Raw genomic sequence first — 15,256 nt, forward strand, 5'->3', positions numbered from 1 at the left:
ATCTATTTTTCACTTGCCGATTGATCCGCGAGACCATAAAATCATGTCTCATCCCCCAAAATGAACTGCTAATACCGAATGTGCTCCAAAACTAAGATTTGCCATCCGAACCAAACTACATTGTATGAAATGGAACTATACAATTTCTGTACAACTCAAAAATCATGTATGATTGAAGTGAATTGGAGAGTTGAAGATTCAACCAGGAGACATATGGCGAGGGTCTTCCCTTTAGCTGACATGTACAAAAAAAACCAGTGTGTATCGAAAGGCAATCGACACATACTGGTTTGGACTTCTTTAATTAATTTGATCCTTCATTTGTTTGTAACGCTGATATTCATTTATCGCCTCTTCTACCTTTCCGTTTTTGTTGAATAGCTGCAGCTTGTATTGCATAATTTTATGATCGCAAGGCTCAATTTTCTCCGCTTGCAGGCAAATGTCCATCGCTTGATGATCGTTCATTTCCTGAATATGATAATCGATCAGTTCATAGGCCTTTCCAAGCCAAAGCTGGGAAAGACGCGTCTTTTCCGGTTCTGCCCAGAGATAACCGTGCTCCATTAGGTAATGATTTTGATAGGACATGAAAATATCCATGTGCAGATGTAATGTAGCCGTATTGAGCGGCGGAGCCCCTTTTAGTGATTTTTCCCATTCCACAACATCGATTTTTGCGCCTGAAAGCTGAAGAATATATCCTGTATCAGTCTTCTCGATAGTTTGGCTGAAAGGGATCTGGCTGAATAATTTTCGTATTTGATAAATGGCGGAGTAAAGTTGGGTGCTTGCTTTTGAAACATCATAATGAGGCCAAAAAAGATCGATTAGCATGTCTTTACTGACCACACGGCCGTGATTGTGAAGTAAAAATAAGTATATTTCACGTGCTTTCGACGTTCTCCACTTGACTGGAATGTTTGTTTTGACACCCTTTAAGATTTGATGAAACTGCAGGCTTCCAAAGCATTGGATCGAAAAATGCGCCTCGATATTTTCTGCATTTTGTCTAAGCATATTATTCGTTTTGATTCGTTCAACAGTAGTCTCAAGCCGCTTGTATATGACAGGCTTCAGCAAATAATCAATGGCATTCAGCTCAAACGCTTTGATAGCAAACTCATTATAAGCCGTGATGAAAACGACTTGGATGTTTTCATTCATCGATTGAATGGCCTCAGCAAGCTCAATGCCATTTACCCCCGGCATTTCAATATCAAGAAACACCGCATCTACAGCAGGAGTCTCAGGATGCTCCAAGGCTTCAACCGGATCTTGATACGCCATAATAGATTGAAAGGCGTTTGTTCGTTCAAGCATTTTCTTAAAATGAAGCAATGCCAAGTGCTCATCATCAACAATTAACGCTTTCACAAAACATCCCACCCTATATGTAAAATCGAGATTTCAGTAAATAACTTCTATTATATCATGACAAATAACCCCTTTATCTGGATTCTTTTTCTTTCTATTGTAGTTTTTAAAATTTTGCACTTACAATATTTATAAAAAATAGGAATTTAGAATGATCCTATTTGAATAAAGGAGCCATGATATGAAAGAGAAATTCATCTTTACTTCGATTATTTTCGGTTACGCTGCATTCTTTATGGTTTTCATTGCCATTGACCATTTTTCCGGGTCAACGCATCCCGCGGCAAGGCATGGGGTCATGAACTTAGAGAATTGGGATTTTCAGAAGGATGGGAATGTACAGCTGAACGGAAAATGGGCATTGTATCCAAATCAGATTCTGTCACCAAAAGAGATCGCTTCAGCCAAAGGAAAAGATCCTCTCTTCGTTGATGTCCCCAGCAATGTAAAGCTGTCCAAACAAGATATTAATGTGGATTACGGAACATATAAGCTGACTATCAGATCAAAGCAAGACCATCAGGTATTTGGGATCAGCACGTCGTTTATTTACAGCGCCAATCGCATCTATTTTAATGGACAACGCATTGGCCAAAGCGGAAGCCCTTCAGATAATCCTGATTTTGCGGCACAAAACCGCCCCTATACGAGCTTTTTTACGCTTCACAAGGGTGACAATGAACTTGTTGTACAATTTTCGAACTTCGGAAAAACGCCGGGATGGGGAATCGCAAAGCCAATTACTTTTGGCACTCAGGACCAAATAGTGCGGGAAAACAAAATTTCCTTTCTTAATGATACGATCATGATTACAGCTTTTTTCATTACTGGATTATATTTTCTGGGCTTTTTCCTACAAAGAAAAAAAGATAAACATTTGTTGTTTTTTTCTGTTATGTGTCTTCTGTTTTCGTTCATTATTCTGATGATCGGAAAAGAGCGGATTATATTTCTCCTTTATCCGTCAATTTCATTTTCGTTGCTAAATTCATTGAGGGCGATCTCTACAGTGCTTGTCAGCATTGCGGTTTTTCTCTATCTCTATTTTGCTTACAGAGAGATTGTTTCAAAGCGTTTTATTCGCATAGCCACCGTTTCTTCCGGACTGGTCTTAGTCACAGATTTTTTAACCGTCGGTTTTATCGGCCATACCTCGTACATCTTACATTCTGTGCTAGCCGTCTCGACTCTGGTTTATATTACATATATTTTTACGATTGCTGCGATCCGCAAAATGGAAGGAAGTCTGTATCTGACCATCGCCTCTATATCAATGAGTGCTTTTGTCATTTTAACCACCATTTCAGCTTACAGCGGCAAAACAGCCTTTTCCTTTAATTCGATTTATTCATTGCCAACAGTTATCGCTTTGCTGGCGATCGTTCTGCTAATGGCACAGCAATTTGCCGGAGCATTCCGTGAAAATGAAGTGCTCTCGTGGAAATTGCTCAGAAGTGACCGTTTAAAAGATGAATTTATCGCCAAAACATCACATGAATTCAAAACACCGCTGAACAGCATCATTAATATATGCCAGACCCTGCTGGCCGGCAAAAGAAAAAGAACGATAGAAGAAGAGAAAGATAACATGCAGCTCGTCATCCGCATGGGCTACAGGCTGTCCAATCTGGTAAATGACATCCTGGATTTAGAAAAAATAAAGCAAGGCATGCTTCAAATCCACCCGGTTCCTGTTGATATTTATACTTTAGTTTGTTCGGAAATGAATTTCTACAACCTTTTATCGAGACATAAAAACTTAAATATCATGAACCATATCCCAGACGATCTTCCTTTGGTGCTCACAGATGAAAACCGCTTCCGCCAAATATTAACCAATTTAGTAGACAATGCAATCAAATATACAACAGAGGGCCAAATCACACTATCTGCTTCAAGACTGAACGACAACATGATCAAAGTGACAGTAACGGATACGGGAAGCGGCATTTCAAAAGCTGATCGCCAAACCATCTTTGAGTCTTTTCAGCAAGCCGAAACGAATAAAGACGATGGTGCCGGCCTTGGCCTCAGCATTGTCAAACAGCTGGTTCAGCTCCAAAACGGAGACATTTGGGTCGAATCGGATGAGGGAAAAGGTTCGGCATTCCATTTCACATTGCCAATCGCCCAAAATGAAGCTGTATCTGAAACAAAGAAACGTCTTCCCGAATTACAATCCGGGATAGATCTGTCGGATATCTCATTTAGCACGCCTTATTACTCTGAGCGTATTGATGCTCCAACTATTCTGATTGTCGATGATAACATTGACAGTTTAAAAATTTTGAGCGATATGCTTGAAGGTGTGCCCTACAATGTGATTGCTGCGAAGAACGGAAAGGAAGCATTAGAAATCATCTCTTGCACGAAGCTTGATTTGGTTATTTTGGACTTGATGATGCCGGATATGACTGGTTTTGAAGTCTGTATGAAAATTCGCGAACGATTCAGCATGGTTGATCTTCCGGTTCTGATCATTACAGCTGCCATTATCGGCCATGACAAATACAAGGCTTTTCATGCCGGAGCGAATGACATTTTGCAAAAACCTTATCATTACTCTGAGTTTATGGCGCGTATTCAAAACCTGATAATGATGAAACATACAGCAAATCAAGCCACAAGAATGGAAATGGCATTTCTCCAATCGCAAATCAAGCCTCATTTTCTATATAATGTCTTAAACACGATTATTTCTCTCACTCATTTGGATATTGAAAAGGCCCGGGAGGTAACAGAGGAATTTACCAACTATTTGAGAATGAGTTTTGACTTTCAAAATACATCAGCCATCAGTTCATTCAGACATGAGCTTTCGATTATCAATTCCTATCTTTCTATAGAAAAAACGCGATTCGGCAATCGGCTTGAGGTTCTTTTCGATATAGACGAAGACATTGACTTTATCCTTCCGCCTTTAATGATTCAGCCCTTGGTGGAAAATGCCGTTCTTCACGGTGTCAGCAAGAAAAGAGGCGGAGGATGGATCAAACTGACAGCTAAAAAACAAAGCAAAAATGAGTATTACATTAAAGTAGAGGACAACGGTGCAGGAATGACTCCAGAAAAACGAAAAGATCTCTTATCTGCGGATTTCGATCGAAGCGTTGGATTAAAGAATATCAATCAGCGGCTGAAACATTTTTGCGGAAGCGAGTTGATAATCAGCAGCATCCCGGATGCAGGCACCTCTGTTTCAATGCTCATTCATCTCGCTGAAACAACGGAAAGCCCCGCGGGACTGAAGGATATAGAACGAACCTAAACGAAAATTGAGATAAAAAAAGACGCCGTTTCTAACGGCATCTTTTTTATTCCGGCGACTTTGCTTGCTGCTTCAGCAGGTCTCTGATTTCTTTCAGCAGCTCCTCCTGCGCATCCACCGCTTCCTCTGCAGCCTCTTCTTCTGCTGCTTCTTTTTTGCGCCTTAACCCATTCAAAGTCCGAATGACGATAAAAATGGAGAACGATATAATTAAGAAGTTCACAATCGTCTGTATAAAGCTTCCATACTTCACTACAGCATCGCCAAATGTAAAAGACAGGCCTGAAAAGTCAAGCCCTCCCAGCAGCAAACCGACCAAAGGCATAATGATATCATTTACTAGAGATGTGACGATCTTGCCGAAAGCGCCGCCTATCACAACACCAATCGCAAGGTCTACGATATTTCCCCGCATGGCAAAGGCTTTAAATTCATTCCACATACAATCACCTGCTTTTCTATTTTTGTAAAGAAAAAAAGACAAATGTGCCGCTGGCCATCTGCCTTTTTTCATTTATTCTCCGAGGGCAAAAGTCAGTTCAACTTCGCAAACGACCTCGCCATCAACTGTGGCAACGCCTTTTCCGCGCCCGATTGTGCCGCGGGCACGAATGATTTCAACCTCAAGGTGAAGCTGGTCACCAGGCTTGACTTGTTTTTTAAAGCGGCAGTTATCAATGCCTGCAAAAAAAGCCAGTCTGCCGCGGTTTTCTTCTTTAATCAGCATCGCAACAGCTCCGACTTGAGCGAGCGCTTCTACGATTAATACGCCGGGCATAACCGGATACTGAGGAAAATGTCCGTTAAAGAACTCCTCATTTGCGGTTACATTTTTATAGCCTTTCGCCCGTTTGCCCTCTTCAACTTCCGTAATCCGATCCACAAGCAAAAACGGATAACGGTGAGGAATAATTTCTTTAATTTGCTGAGTATCAAGCATTGTCTTGACATCTCCTTCATCTGCATTAGTATGTATAGCTATCATCAAAGATCCAATCTGTACATTTGAAAAGTATATTATGAATTAATCTCAATTTCAACCGCGCTAAAATGTAACCAACTGTCAATGAGAGCCGTCAAAAGTTATGATATGATAATTATAGATTTTACCAATAGCAAAGAGGTAGGAAAATGATTTCGAAGTTTATTGAAAAAAGAATGCTAAACATGTTAGACGAGTGGTATTCCGCAATGAGCAAACGCAAAATGAATCACGTTTGCACACTGAAAGAGAAAATTGACCAGCACCTTCCGAAGATCAAAAAGAACACAAAACTTTGGATGCGTTATCAATTGTTTCAGGCCCGCCATCAGCTGCTTTTTGAAAACCAAAACGGACTCGATTCATTGTTCGATGACCTATATGGCCTGGAAGACAAAATGGATGATGAATTGAAGTATTATCTGTATTTTTTCTCTGGATTATATGAGATGGTAAAAACAGCTCCGAAACATGCAGTACATCATTTTAAAAAAGCTGAACAGTACCTGGCCGCCATTCAAAATACGTTTGAAGCCGCTGATTTATATTATCAAACCGCAGGCGCCTATTACTTGATGAAATCACCGCCGCTTTCCATCCAATACGTCAAAAAAGCATTACACATCTATTTGCACCAATTCGGCTATATCAAAAAGGTAATCACCTGTAAACTTTTGCTCGCCGTAAATTATATTGATCAAGAACGCTATGAAAAAGCTGAACAGCTTTTCAAAGAAATCATTAAGAAAACCCAGCAACTGCATGACGAAAACCTGCTATGCCACGCTTATTATAACCTTGGCTTTTTAAAAGCGACCGAGAAAAAAGACCAGGAAGCGCTTCTTCACTTTAGAAAAGTATTAAAGAATCAAGAATTTGAAATGAATTCACCAGTCTCATATCTTCATTGTGTGTACGAGTCTGTCAGAGCGCTTTTTAAAACTGGAAACATCACAGAAGCTAAAGCCGTCCTTCAAAAAGGAAAAGAATTATCTAAAAAGGTAGACATTCAAACCATTTATTTAAAATTAAAAACGCTTGAAGCCCTCTACACCTCAGTGGAAGATCCTTATGAGCAGCTGCTCGAATATGTGATTGAATTAGAAAAAATCGAGGCGTGGGTGGATTTAGAAGTCCTGTTAGAAGATATTACGGAATACTACAAAAAAAAGGACGATTTCGAAAAAGCCGCTTTTTTTATCATGCGCGGCTGATTGAAAACGCCCATTTTCTTATTATCTGACTGAATTGATTAAACCGAGCATTTGATCTCCCATTGTGATCGTTCTGCTGTTCAGCTGATATGAGCGCTGGGACGTGATCAAATCTGTCATTTGTTCTGAAATATCGACATTGGACATTTCAAGTGAGCCCTGCTGAATGCCGATGTTTTGTCTATTTGCGCCATTCAGCTCTTCAAAAGCTGCCGCATTATCAATAGAGAAAAGGTTATTCCCTTCCGATTTCAGCTCTTGAGGGTTATTCACTTGGACAACTCCAAGGTTAAACCGCTGAACCTCATTTCCATTAGAGGCGGTTAAGGTGCCGTTCTTATTGATGGTGATATTCTTCATTGAACTGTCGATGTTCACTGAATTGCCGTTTTCATCAAGAACCGGATACCCATTTCCAGTAACGAGCTGAAGCTGGTTGGCATTATTGGCTGAAGGCGTTAAATATAATGCTCCGTCCCTCGTATACTGGCGGTTTCCACTTACATTCACCTGAAGATATTGGTATGGAGACGTAAATGCGATATCCAGATCGCGATCCGTCTTCTGAATGCTCCCTTGATCAGAGACAAGGCGTGAATTCATCATCGCTCCGACGCCAAGGCGCAAGCCGGGCGGCGTTTTTCGGGCTTTTGCCACTTCCTCATTTTTTTCATCAACCTGATCGAATTGCTGTCTGACAAGCTCAGAAAAATTCGTATCTTTTGCCTTATAGCCGGTTGTGTTGCTGTTTGAAAGGTTGCTGCTGATTGTGTCAATCTGCTGCTGCAGCTGGTTTAAGGTTGTTGATGCCGTTAGCATTGACCTGAGCATAGTTGATGTCCCCCGTTTATTCTTCCATTATCTTAAATTTTTCCGATTTCATTCGCTGCTTTATCCATACTTTTATCGTAAGCCTGAATAACCTTCTGATTAGCCTCAAACGATCTGTACGCTTCAGTCATTTCTGTATAGGCGCTTGTCACATCCACGTTTGAAAGCTCTGAGATGCCTTGTTTTAATGAATAGGATACTTGATTATTTCCAGCTGCGCTTGGCAGATCATTGCCGTCCGCCGTGCTGTACAAATCGTTTCCGTCCCGTTTAAGATTGCGGACATCTTCCGCCATTCTGACATCAATCTGGCCGGCTGTCCGTCCGTTTGTTGTCACAGTACCATTTTCAGACACAGTGAAATTCTCATTATCAACAGTAATTGGCTGGCCATCCGTCGATAAAACAGGGCGTCCGTTGATTGTCAGCTGATTATTCTCATTTAGTGAAAATGTGCTGCTTTTTGAATAACGGATTCCATCCGCTGTTTGAACCGGATAAAAAAGAGCCGCGTTTTCATTGGTTTCTGCATTTATCGGAACTTGATTTTCGACCAATGCAATGTCTGTAGGCTGTTCTGTAGACTTCAGGCTCCCCTGTGTAAAGAGTGGCTTAAGCTCCTGCATGTACACTCCCGTATTCACGGAACCGATTTCCGTCCTCGATGTTCCGGCCGGAGATTTTGATTCAATTCTGCTGAGCATCATCTCAGGGAACGCTCGCATCGAGCCTTGATCAGCTTTATATCCTGATGTATTTGCGTTTGCAATGTTATTTGAAAGCATTTCCGTTCTTCTTTGCTGGGCAATCATTGCGGATGTTGCTGTATATAATCCTTTTAACAAATTTCCCACCTCTAAAAATGGCATTTTTTCCAGTTGTCATATAGGAACGTTTGTTCTATAATGGAAATCAGTATTTTATCCTATTATCGTCATTTAATATCTTTTCGTGAAGGCTTTTCATAAAAAAACCTCATTCTTTTTCAGAATGAGGTTTGTGAAATCAGCTTAGTTTGCGTTTAGGAAGCTTGTCCATATTATCAAGCATGACACCTGTGCCGATGGCTACGCAATCCATAGGATTTTCAGCAACGAGGACCGGTACCTTCAGCTCTTCGGCAAGCAGCTGGTCAAGCCCGTTTAAGAGCGCGCCTCCGCCGGTAATAATAACGCCGCGGTCGATAATATCAGCAGAAAGTTCAGGCGGTGTTCTTTCAAGCACTTGTTTCGCAGCCTGAACAATAACAGCGACAGATTCACGAAGGGCTTCTTCAACTTCTTTACTGTTTACTGTAATTGTTCTTGGAAGACCGGAAACCATGTCCCGTCCGCGAATGGAAATTTCCTCGTGACGTGCGTCTGGGAAAACCGTTGCGACTTTAATCTTAATATCCTCCGCAGTACGTTCGCCGATCAGCAGCTTGTACTCGCGTTTGATATAATTTAAGATTTCCATGTCAAACTTATCCCCAGCCATTTTAATAGAAGAGGAGGTGACAATATCGCCCATTGAAATAACCGCGATATCCGTCGTACCGCCTCCGATGTCTACAACCATGTTACCGCTTGGCTGGAATATTTCCATACCCGCGCCGATAGCGGCAACTTTAGGTTCTTCTTCAAGGTATACATGTTTCCCGCCGCTTTTTTCTGCAGCTTCTTTGATTGCTTTTTGCTCAACAGATGTAATATTCGTCGGGCAGCAAATGAGCATGCGCGGCTTTGAAAACAGGCCTTTTACATTTAGCTTGTTAATAAAATGTTTCAGCATTGCTTCTGTTACTTCAAAGTCAGCAATAACTCCGTCTTTCAGCGGGCGAATCGCAACAATATTCCCAGGTGTACGTCCAACCATTCGTCTTGCCTCTTCGCCAACCGCCAGCACTTTGCCGCTGTTTTTATCAAGTGCAACTACGGAAGGTTCATTCAGAACAATTCCTTTACCTTTAACATGGATCAGTACATTTGCAGTACCGAGGTCAATACCAATATCCCTTGCAAACATCTATTTATATCCTCCTTGAAAATCTGTTTCACAGTAAATATCCACATTGTGCCCTAATTATATATATTATCATAAAATATAGAAAAAAAGTTGGAAGCACATTAAGTTCTTTACAAATTTTTGCGGATGTTTTATGAACGATTTCAAGAAGACAACGCCAGGCGATTACGATTGCTGAACAGGCTCTCCCTCGAGTATTTCATCTTTTTTATATTTGAGTTTTGTCGCTTCTCCTCCTCTTAAATGCCTGATGGATTTATGATAATCGAGTATTTCTTTCACTTCGTTTGCCAAGTCGGGGTTAATTTCAGGCAGACGCTCTGTTAAATCCTTGTGTACTGTACTTTTGGAAACACCAAATTCCTTCGCAATGACACGAACGGTTTTCTTTGTCTCCACGATGTACTTCCCTATCTTGATTGTTCGCTCTTTGATGTAATCGTGCACACCACTCGACCTCCCTAAAATGGATGTGAGAAGTGTGAAATGAGATCCGTATTCTGTAAAGAGTCGTTCATTATGCCGCTTCTTCGTTGTATGGTTTTAAAAGTAAGTTTGTGAAATATGCCCACGATCCCTCACCTCAAACACTCTCTTTGTTAGGTTTGTAACAGTGTATTAGCATTCTTTTGGGAATATGCTAAAAACTCAATAAGGACAAGGGGTGAAACGAACTTTTTCAGCGTCAGCAAACTATTTCGCGTCACTAAATTTTCATCTTTACATCTATTCACCGCTCCTGTAAAATGAAATAAGCAATTAGTTACTTAGGTAAGTTTTTTAGAAGGAGACAGACATGACCTACGTCAACAGACACCTCATTCATCAAATCAACCAAAGCGCCCGCCTGATTGCCAAGAAAGCCAATGAACAGTTGGAGCCATTCGGCCTTTATTCATCTCAATGGTCAGTTTTATATTGTTTGCGTACGATCGGACCAATGACTCAAAAAGAGATTTGGTCCTATTTAAATGTGGAAGCGCCGACTGTCACACGGACGATCAAACGCCTTGAGGAGAACGGCTGGGTCCAGAGACAGCAAGGTGAAGACAAACGGGAAAAACTTGTTGTCCTCACCAAAGAAGCCGAGAAAAAATACGAAGAAATCAATATGAAAATGCTGAAATTCGAGGAAGAGCTGCTTGCAGATTTCCGGGATGAAGATAAAGAAGCCTTTACTCATTTATTCCGCATGTTTTTACAACAATGAAAATAAGGAAGTGACATACATTTGAAAAAAGCGGATGCGATATGGACCAAGGATTTTATTATGGTCCTGCTTGTCAATTTATTTGTGTTTGTGTTCTTTTATACATTTTTAACTGTATTGCCGATCTATACGCTGCAAGAGCTTGGCGGCACAGAATCACAAGGCGGGCTTTTAATCAGCCTGTTCCTTCTGTCAGCGATCATTACACGGCCATTCTCCGGAGCCATTATTGAGCGTTTCGGGAAGAAAAGAATGGCGATTGTATCAATGGCGCTCTTCGCCCTATCATCTTTTCTGTATATGCCGATTCATAACTTTTCCCTGCTGCTCGGATTGCGGTTCTTCCAAGGGATTTGGTTCAGCATTTTAACGACTGTCACAGGTGCAATCGCCGCTGATATTATTCCAGCCAAACGGCGCGGTGAAGGGCTTGGATACTTTGCCATGTCTATGAACCTCGCTATGGCGATCGGGCCTTTCCTTGGCCTGAATTTGATGAGAGTGGTAAGCTTTCCTGTATTCTTTACATCCTTTGCGCTGTTTATGGTTGCGGGCTTACTTGTTTCGTTCTTAATAAAAGTGCCGCAAAGTAAAGACAGCGGCACGACTGTATTCCGTTTTGCGTTCTCGGATATGTTTGAAAAAGGCGCACTCAAAATTGCGACGGTCGGTTTGTTTATTTCTTTCTGTTATTCAACAGTTACATCATATCTGTCTGTATTCGCCAAATCAGTTGATCTTTCGGATATCAGCGGATATTTCTTTGTTTGTTTTGCGGTGACAATGATGATTGCACGTCCGTTCACAGGGAAATTGTTCGACAAAGTCGGACCTGGCATTGTCATTTACCCATCAATCCTGATTTTCTCTGTGGGACTCTGCATGCTGTCCTTCACACATAGCGGCTTGATGCTTTTGCTTTCAGGAGCGGTTATCGGGCTTGGATACGGATCAATCGTTCCATGTATGCAAACATTGGCGATCCAGAAATCTCCGGCTCACCGCTCAGGTTTTGCAACAGCAACGTTCTTCACCTTCTTTGACAGCGGAATTGCTGTAGGATCGTATGTATTCGGATTGTTTGTAGCATCTGCCGGCTTCTCTGCCATTTATCTATCAGCGGGTCTGTTCGTTTTAATTGCTCTGCTTCTCTACACGTGGAGCCAGAGAAAACCTGCTGAGGCTGAAGGAAAAGTGTCTATCGCAGAATAAATTTCAGACTGCCGGGATTTGCCGGCAGTCTTTTTTTCGCTTAAAAAACGGCGCTCTCTTTGAGAACGCCGCTTATGGGGCATATTATTCAATGACTTTCCGCGCAGGTGAATCAGGATCTAGCGTAAAGTCATACGACTCTTCATCACGATACATCGGATCGGCATAAATGGATTGCGAATCGTTATTTGTTGCTTTTCGATACGATGCAAATGAATCGTATTCATTCTTTTTCCACATCCATATGCCGTCTTGATCCGCTTCCTTGTGGTACACGTTATGATTGACCGTATTGCCTTCATTTTCTGTAAAATCGTTTCCGATAAATAATCTGGAATCACCGGCCGTCAAGATATTCTTTTCAATTGTGTTGTTTTTCGTATCGTACTGCAGCAGCAGCTGTCCGCCATACAGTCCCTTTGTGTCATTCCGGTACATAATATTGCGGGCAATCAGAGAATTGCTGGTGCCGCCCCGCTTTTTGTCATATCCTCCGATTGAAATACCGGTGTACGCATTGTTGTACACTTTGTTATCTGTGATCTGAATGGCATTTGCATACTTTCCTTTGTGTTCAGACGTTGCTTCAATCCCAATATCGTTATCGTAAACTGTGTTGTTCTTAATCTCGATACCGTGTCCGCCATCGACATAAATCCCGCCCGCTGAGTAGTCGTCTCCATAGGCAGGATTGCCGTAAGTTGAGTTTTGATAAACCGTATTGTTTTCTACGACACCGTTTCGCACGTAATCGTTTTTATCCGCGGTTCCCTCATAGCCGATAAGATCAATCCCGATGTTGTTATTGTTGCGGACCACATTGCCTGCAACAGTGAAGCCATCGATATTACCGTTCAGCACAACTGCTTCACTCGCTCCAAGCGTCAGATTCTCAACTGTATTGTCCTCGATTCGGATGTCCTTCATACTGCCAGTCCCATAAACTGCGATTCCGTGGGCATTTCCTTCATCCGCTGTTGTCTTAATACCCTGGATATGATTATCCTTGATGACGATATGACTGCTGGACCCTGATACATAAATCCCCATAGCCGTTGCTTCCTCAGATGAAACAGAAAGATCTTGAATCGTTAAACCGCTAATGGCAATATCATGTTTATCGTGAATATGAATGAGCGGTGTCTCATATTTTGCGTTCGCGACTGATTCTCCGCTAATCACGACTTTTTCATTTTCATAGTTTCGGAACGTGACAGGCTTTCCGTCCGTACCGCTGTGCTTCACATCAAGGATTTCATGATACGTACCCTCCCGAATCATGATGGTTGTGCCGGGAGCAGCCTTCTCAGATACGTGTGCCAATGTACGAAACGGTTTTTCTTTTGTTCCTTCATTTTGATCACTGCCATTTGGCGAAACATATAGGCAGTCTTTATCTCTTTCCTCATTCGCTTTTGTCTCATCAAAAACGAAAGCGAAGATGCCCAACGCTAAAACACCTGCCAAAAGAATAAAAGACCATTTTCTCATTTTCGATTCCCATTTCGTTTTAGAATAGATTTCTAAAACCATTATAAAGGCTCTATTTATGGAAAACCATTTCAAAAATATGAAAATATACCGTTTATATAGATCTTATTCAGCCTGGCGGACCTGTGCAGGTTCAACTGTTTCAATCGCCGACGATGCAGGCGGGTGAACACGCATCAGAACAATGTAGAAAAGAAAGGAGACCAGCACACCTACAAACCAAGAAATATCGTATAAGCTCTTCAATGCAGGAACATACATGCCAATCAACGAAATCAACGCGCCTAACATTGTGGCTGCAAACGCACGGTAATTGTATCCCTTCCAATACACATACCGTCCTGTTTCGGAATACAAGTCATCTACCGAGAGCTCACGCTTGCGAATAATAAAATAATCGGCCATCATCACGCCTGCCACCGGACCAAGCATGCCGCCTATTAAGCCGAGAAACGCATACACGCTTGTCGCACTCTCCATCAGCTTCCATGGAACCGTAAATAAAGCGAGAAACGCTGTGATAAAGCTGCCGCGTTTGAAATTAATATATTTCGGCAGGGCATTCGCTATATCATAAGCGGGCGATACGATGTTCGCCGCGACGTTTACAGAGATCGTGGCGATGCAGAGCGTGATGACGGACAAGATGATAACATAAGGGTTATCAAACCGCGCCAAAATATCGACAACATCCCAAATCGGTTCGCCGAACGCAACCTGCGAGCCGGAGGTCACCGTAATACTGGCGAACGCGAACAGCGCAAATGTTCCCGGCAAACCGTAAAATTGCCCTTTGATTTGCTCCTTTTGTGTTTCAGCAAACCGTGTAAAATCAGGTATATTTAAAATTAATGTCGCCCATATGCCGATGATGCCGGTCACTCCGGCAGCAAACGGCCAGAATGTTTCTGAAAACGTATGGAACTTTCCTGGCTGAGAATATATCGGCCCCAACCCTCCGGCAATATCGACGGCCCACCATACCATGCCGCCAAATACCAGATACACTAAAGGCCCTGCCCATACCTCAAAACGTTTAATTGACTCCATGCCGTGATGCAATACGAGTAAATGAATGGCCCAAAAGAATACAAAAGAAAGCAAACCAGACAAGTGAATGCCGAAAATGTTCCACTCGCCGCCAATTTCTCCCCAGCCCGGCCATATATTCAACAGCAAAATGTTCAGTGCCGTGCTGCCCGCAAAGGTCTGGATGCCAAGCCACATGATGGCTGTAAACGCCCTCAGAAGCGCGGGGATATTCGCGCCGTATATCCCGTAAGAAGCCCGGATGATCACTGGAAACGGCAGCCCGTATTTTGTCCCCGCATGGCCGTTTAAGGCAAGAGCGCCAAATAAGATAAGTGATGCCGTAATAATGATCGCCAGCACCTGCCAAGGCGAAAGGCCGATCGCGATTAATCCTCCCACCGTCGCGTATGTCGGTATATTATGTATACATCCCATCCAAATGGAGGCAAAGTTCATTGCCCTCCATGTCCGTTTTTCCTGCCCCAAAGGCACCAGATCTTCATTGCTCAGCCTGTTGGATTGCTGCTGACTCTCTTTTAATTTCATAGCCGGCTCCCCTTTTCGATATTGTCTGCTTTCCATTTCATGTTTCGTTTTCTGACATCCGATGTCACTTAATATAACTTAATAGT

Annotated in this window: 14 protein-coding genes and 1 pseudogene; 5 read left to right on the top strand and 10 right to left on the bottom strand. The window is 42.2% G+C overall.

Annotated features, from left to right (window positions below):
- Nucleotides 1-300 precede the first annotated feature (300 nt).
- Nucleotides 301-1,377, bottom strand: a complete 1,077-nt coding sequence (locus BLL41_RS09300; RefSeq protein WP_071577626.1) for a response regulator — start codon at nt 1,375-1,377, stop codon at nt 301-303.
- A gap of 805 nt (nt 1,378-2,182) precedes the next feature.
- Between BLL41_RS09300 and BLL41_RS23025 the strand changes: the two are divergent.
- Nucleotides 2,183-3,496: pseudogene (locus BLL41_RS23025) on the top strand (sensor histidine kinase); the annotation flags it as partial.
- 177 nt (nt 3,497-3,673) lie between these two features.
- On the top strand, nt 3,674-4,645 hold the full coding sequence (locus tag BLL41_RS23030; RefSeq protein ID WP_256252429.1) for a histidine kinase: 972 nt from the start codon (nt 3,674-3,676) through the stop codon (nt 4,643-4,645).
- 46 nt (nt 4,646-4,691) lie between these two features.
- On the opposite strand, the gene mscL is transcribed toward BLL41_RS23030, so the two are convergent.
- A complete protein-coding gene (gene mscL, locus BLL41_RS09310; RefSeq protein WP_021445844.1) occupies nt 4,692-5,087 on the bottom strand; it encodes a large conductance mechanosensitive channel protein MscL in 396 nt (131 codons plus the stop codon).
- Between the two features lie 72 nt (nt 5,088-5,159).
- Nucleotides 5,160-5,585: a 3-hydroxyacyl-ACP dehydratase FabZ gene (gene fabZ / locus BLL41_RS09315; protein WP_003221796.1), complete on the bottom strand. Its 426-nt coding sequence runs from the start codon at nt 5,583-5,585 to the stop codon at nt 5,160-5,162.
- 191 nt (nt 5,586-5,776) lie between these two features.
- Here fabZ and rapD point away from each other — a divergent pair, with 191 nt between their 5' ends.
- Nucleotides 5,777-6,841, top strand: a complete 1,065-nt coding sequence (gene rapD / locus BLL41_RS09320) for an aspartate phosphatase RapD (protein WP_071577629.1) — start codon at nt 5,777-5,779, stop codon at nt 6,839-6,841.
- Nucleotides 6,842-6,862: 21 nt separating this feature from the next.
- On the opposite strand, the gene flhP is transcribed toward rapD, so the two are convergent.
- From flhP to BLL41_RS09345, 5 genes are all read right to left on the bottom strand, one after another.
- Nucleotides 6,863-7,672: a flagellar hook-basal body complex protein FlhP gene (flhP, locus tag BLL41_RS09325; RefSeq protein WP_071577630.1), complete on the bottom strand. Its 810-nt coding sequence runs from the start codon at nt 7,670-7,672 to the stop codon at nt 6,863-6,865.
- Between the two features lie 32 nt (nt 7,673-7,704).
- Entirely contained in the window at nt 7,705-8,517 is an 813-nt protein-coding gene (gene flhO, locus BLL41_RS09330; protein ID WP_071577631.1) for a flagellar hook-basal body complex protein FlhO, read from the bottom strand.
- Between the two features lie 160 nt (nt 8,518-8,677).
- Entirely contained in the window at nt 8,678-9,679 is a 1,002-nt protein-coding gene (mbl, locus tag BLL41_RS09335) for a cell shape-determining protein Mbl (RefSeq protein WP_003227776.1), read from the bottom strand.
- A 165-nt stretch (nt 9,680-9,844) separates the two neighbouring features.
- A complete protein-coding gene (spoIIID, locus tag BLL41_RS09340) occupies nt 9,845-10,126 on the bottom strand; it encodes a sporulation transcriptional regulator SpoIIID (RefSeq protein WP_003221804.1) in 282 nt (93 codons plus the stop codon).
- Nucleotides 10,127-10,140: 14 nt separating this feature from the next.
- Nucleotides 10,141-10,251 (bottom strand): protein usd, encoded by a 111-nt coding sequence (locus BLL41_RS09345; RefSeq protein WP_010886628.1) that lies wholly within the window; start codon nt 10,249-10,251, stop codon nt 10,141-10,143.
- A 224-nt stretch (nt 10,252-10,475) separates the two neighbouring features.
- On the opposite strand from BLL41_RS09345, the gene BLL41_RS09350 reads away from it, so the two are divergent.
- Together BLL41_RS09350 and BLL41_RS09355 are read left to right on the top strand one after the other, a co-directional pair.
- The gene (locus tag BLL41_RS09350) at nt 10,476-10,889 is read left to right on the top strand and encodes a MarR family winged helix-turn-helix transcriptional regulator (RefSeq protein ID WP_071577632.1); all 414 of its coding nucleotides are present in this window, start codon (nt 10,476-10,478) and stop codon (nt 10,887-10,889) included.
- Between the two features lie 21 nt (nt 10,890-10,910).
- Complete coding sequence (locus BLL41_RS09355; RefSeq protein ID WP_071577633.1) at nt 10,911-12,101, top strand: MFS transporter; 1,191 nt, start codon at nt 10,911-10,913, stop codon at nt 12,099-12,101.
- Between the two features lie 84 nt (nt 12,102-12,185).
- Here the strand turns inward: BLL41_RS09355 and BLL41_RS09360 are convergent, their stop codons facing one another.
- Both BLL41_RS09360 and pucI read right to left on the bottom strand, forming a co-directional pair.
- The gene (locus BLL41_RS09360) at nt 12,186-13,592 is read right to left on the bottom strand and encodes a right-handed parallel beta-helix repeat-containing protein (protein WP_071577843.1); all 1,407 of its coding nucleotides are present in this window, start codon (nt 13,590-13,592) and stop codon (nt 12,186-12,188) included.
- Nucleotides 13,593-13,697: 105 nt separating this feature from the next.
- The gene (gene pucI / locus BLL41_RS09365; protein WP_071577634.1) at nt 13,698-15,170 is read right to left on the bottom strand and encodes an allantoin permease; all 1,473 of its coding nucleotides are present in this window, start codon (nt 15,168-15,170) and stop codon (nt 13,698-13,700) included.
- Between the last annotated feature and the right edge of the window lie 86 nt (nt 15,171-15,256).

It is taken from the genome of Bacillus sp. FMQ74 (assembly GCF_001875785.1).
Classification (GTDB): Bacteria; Bacillota; Bacilli; order Bacillales; family Bacillaceae; genus Bacillus; species Bacillus stercoris.

Bases quoted from the DNA above. Each gene is read 5' to 3' on its own strand.
- BLL41_RS23030 (WP_256252429.1), top strand. From the start codon at position 3,674: ATGCTTGAAGGTGTGCCCTACAATGTGATTGCTGCGAAGAACGGAAAG.
- mscL (WP_021445844.1), bottom strand. From the start codon at position 5,087: ATGTGGAATGAATTTAAAGCCTTTGCCATGCGGGGAAATATCGTAGAC.
- fabZ (WP_003221796.1), bottom strand. From the start codon at position 5,585: ATGCTTGATACTCAGCAAATTAAAGAAATTATTCCTCACCGTTATCCG.
- rapD (WP_071577629.1), top strand. From the start codon at position 5,777: ATGATTTCGAAGTTTATTGAAAAAAGAATGCTAAACATGTTAGACGAG.
- flhP (WP_071577630.1), bottom strand. From the start codon at position 7,672: ATGCTCAGGTCAATGCTAACGGCATCAACAACCTTAAACCAGCTGCAG.
- mbl (WP_003227776.1), bottom strand. From the start codon at position 9,679: ATGTTTGCAAGGGATATTGGTATTGACCTCGGTACTGCAAATGTACTG.
- BLL41_RS09350 (WP_071577632.1), top strand. From the start codon at position 10,476: ATGACCTACGTCAACAGACACCTCATTCATCAAATCAACCAAAGCGCC.
- BLL41_RS09360 (WP_071577843.1), bottom strand. From the start codon at position 13,592: ATGAGAAAATGGTCTTTTATTCTTTTGGCAGGTGTTTTAGCGTTGGGC.
- pucI (WP_071577634.1), bottom strand. From the start codon at position 15,170: ATGAAATTAAAAGAGAGTCAGCAGCAATCCAACAGGCTGAGCAATGAA.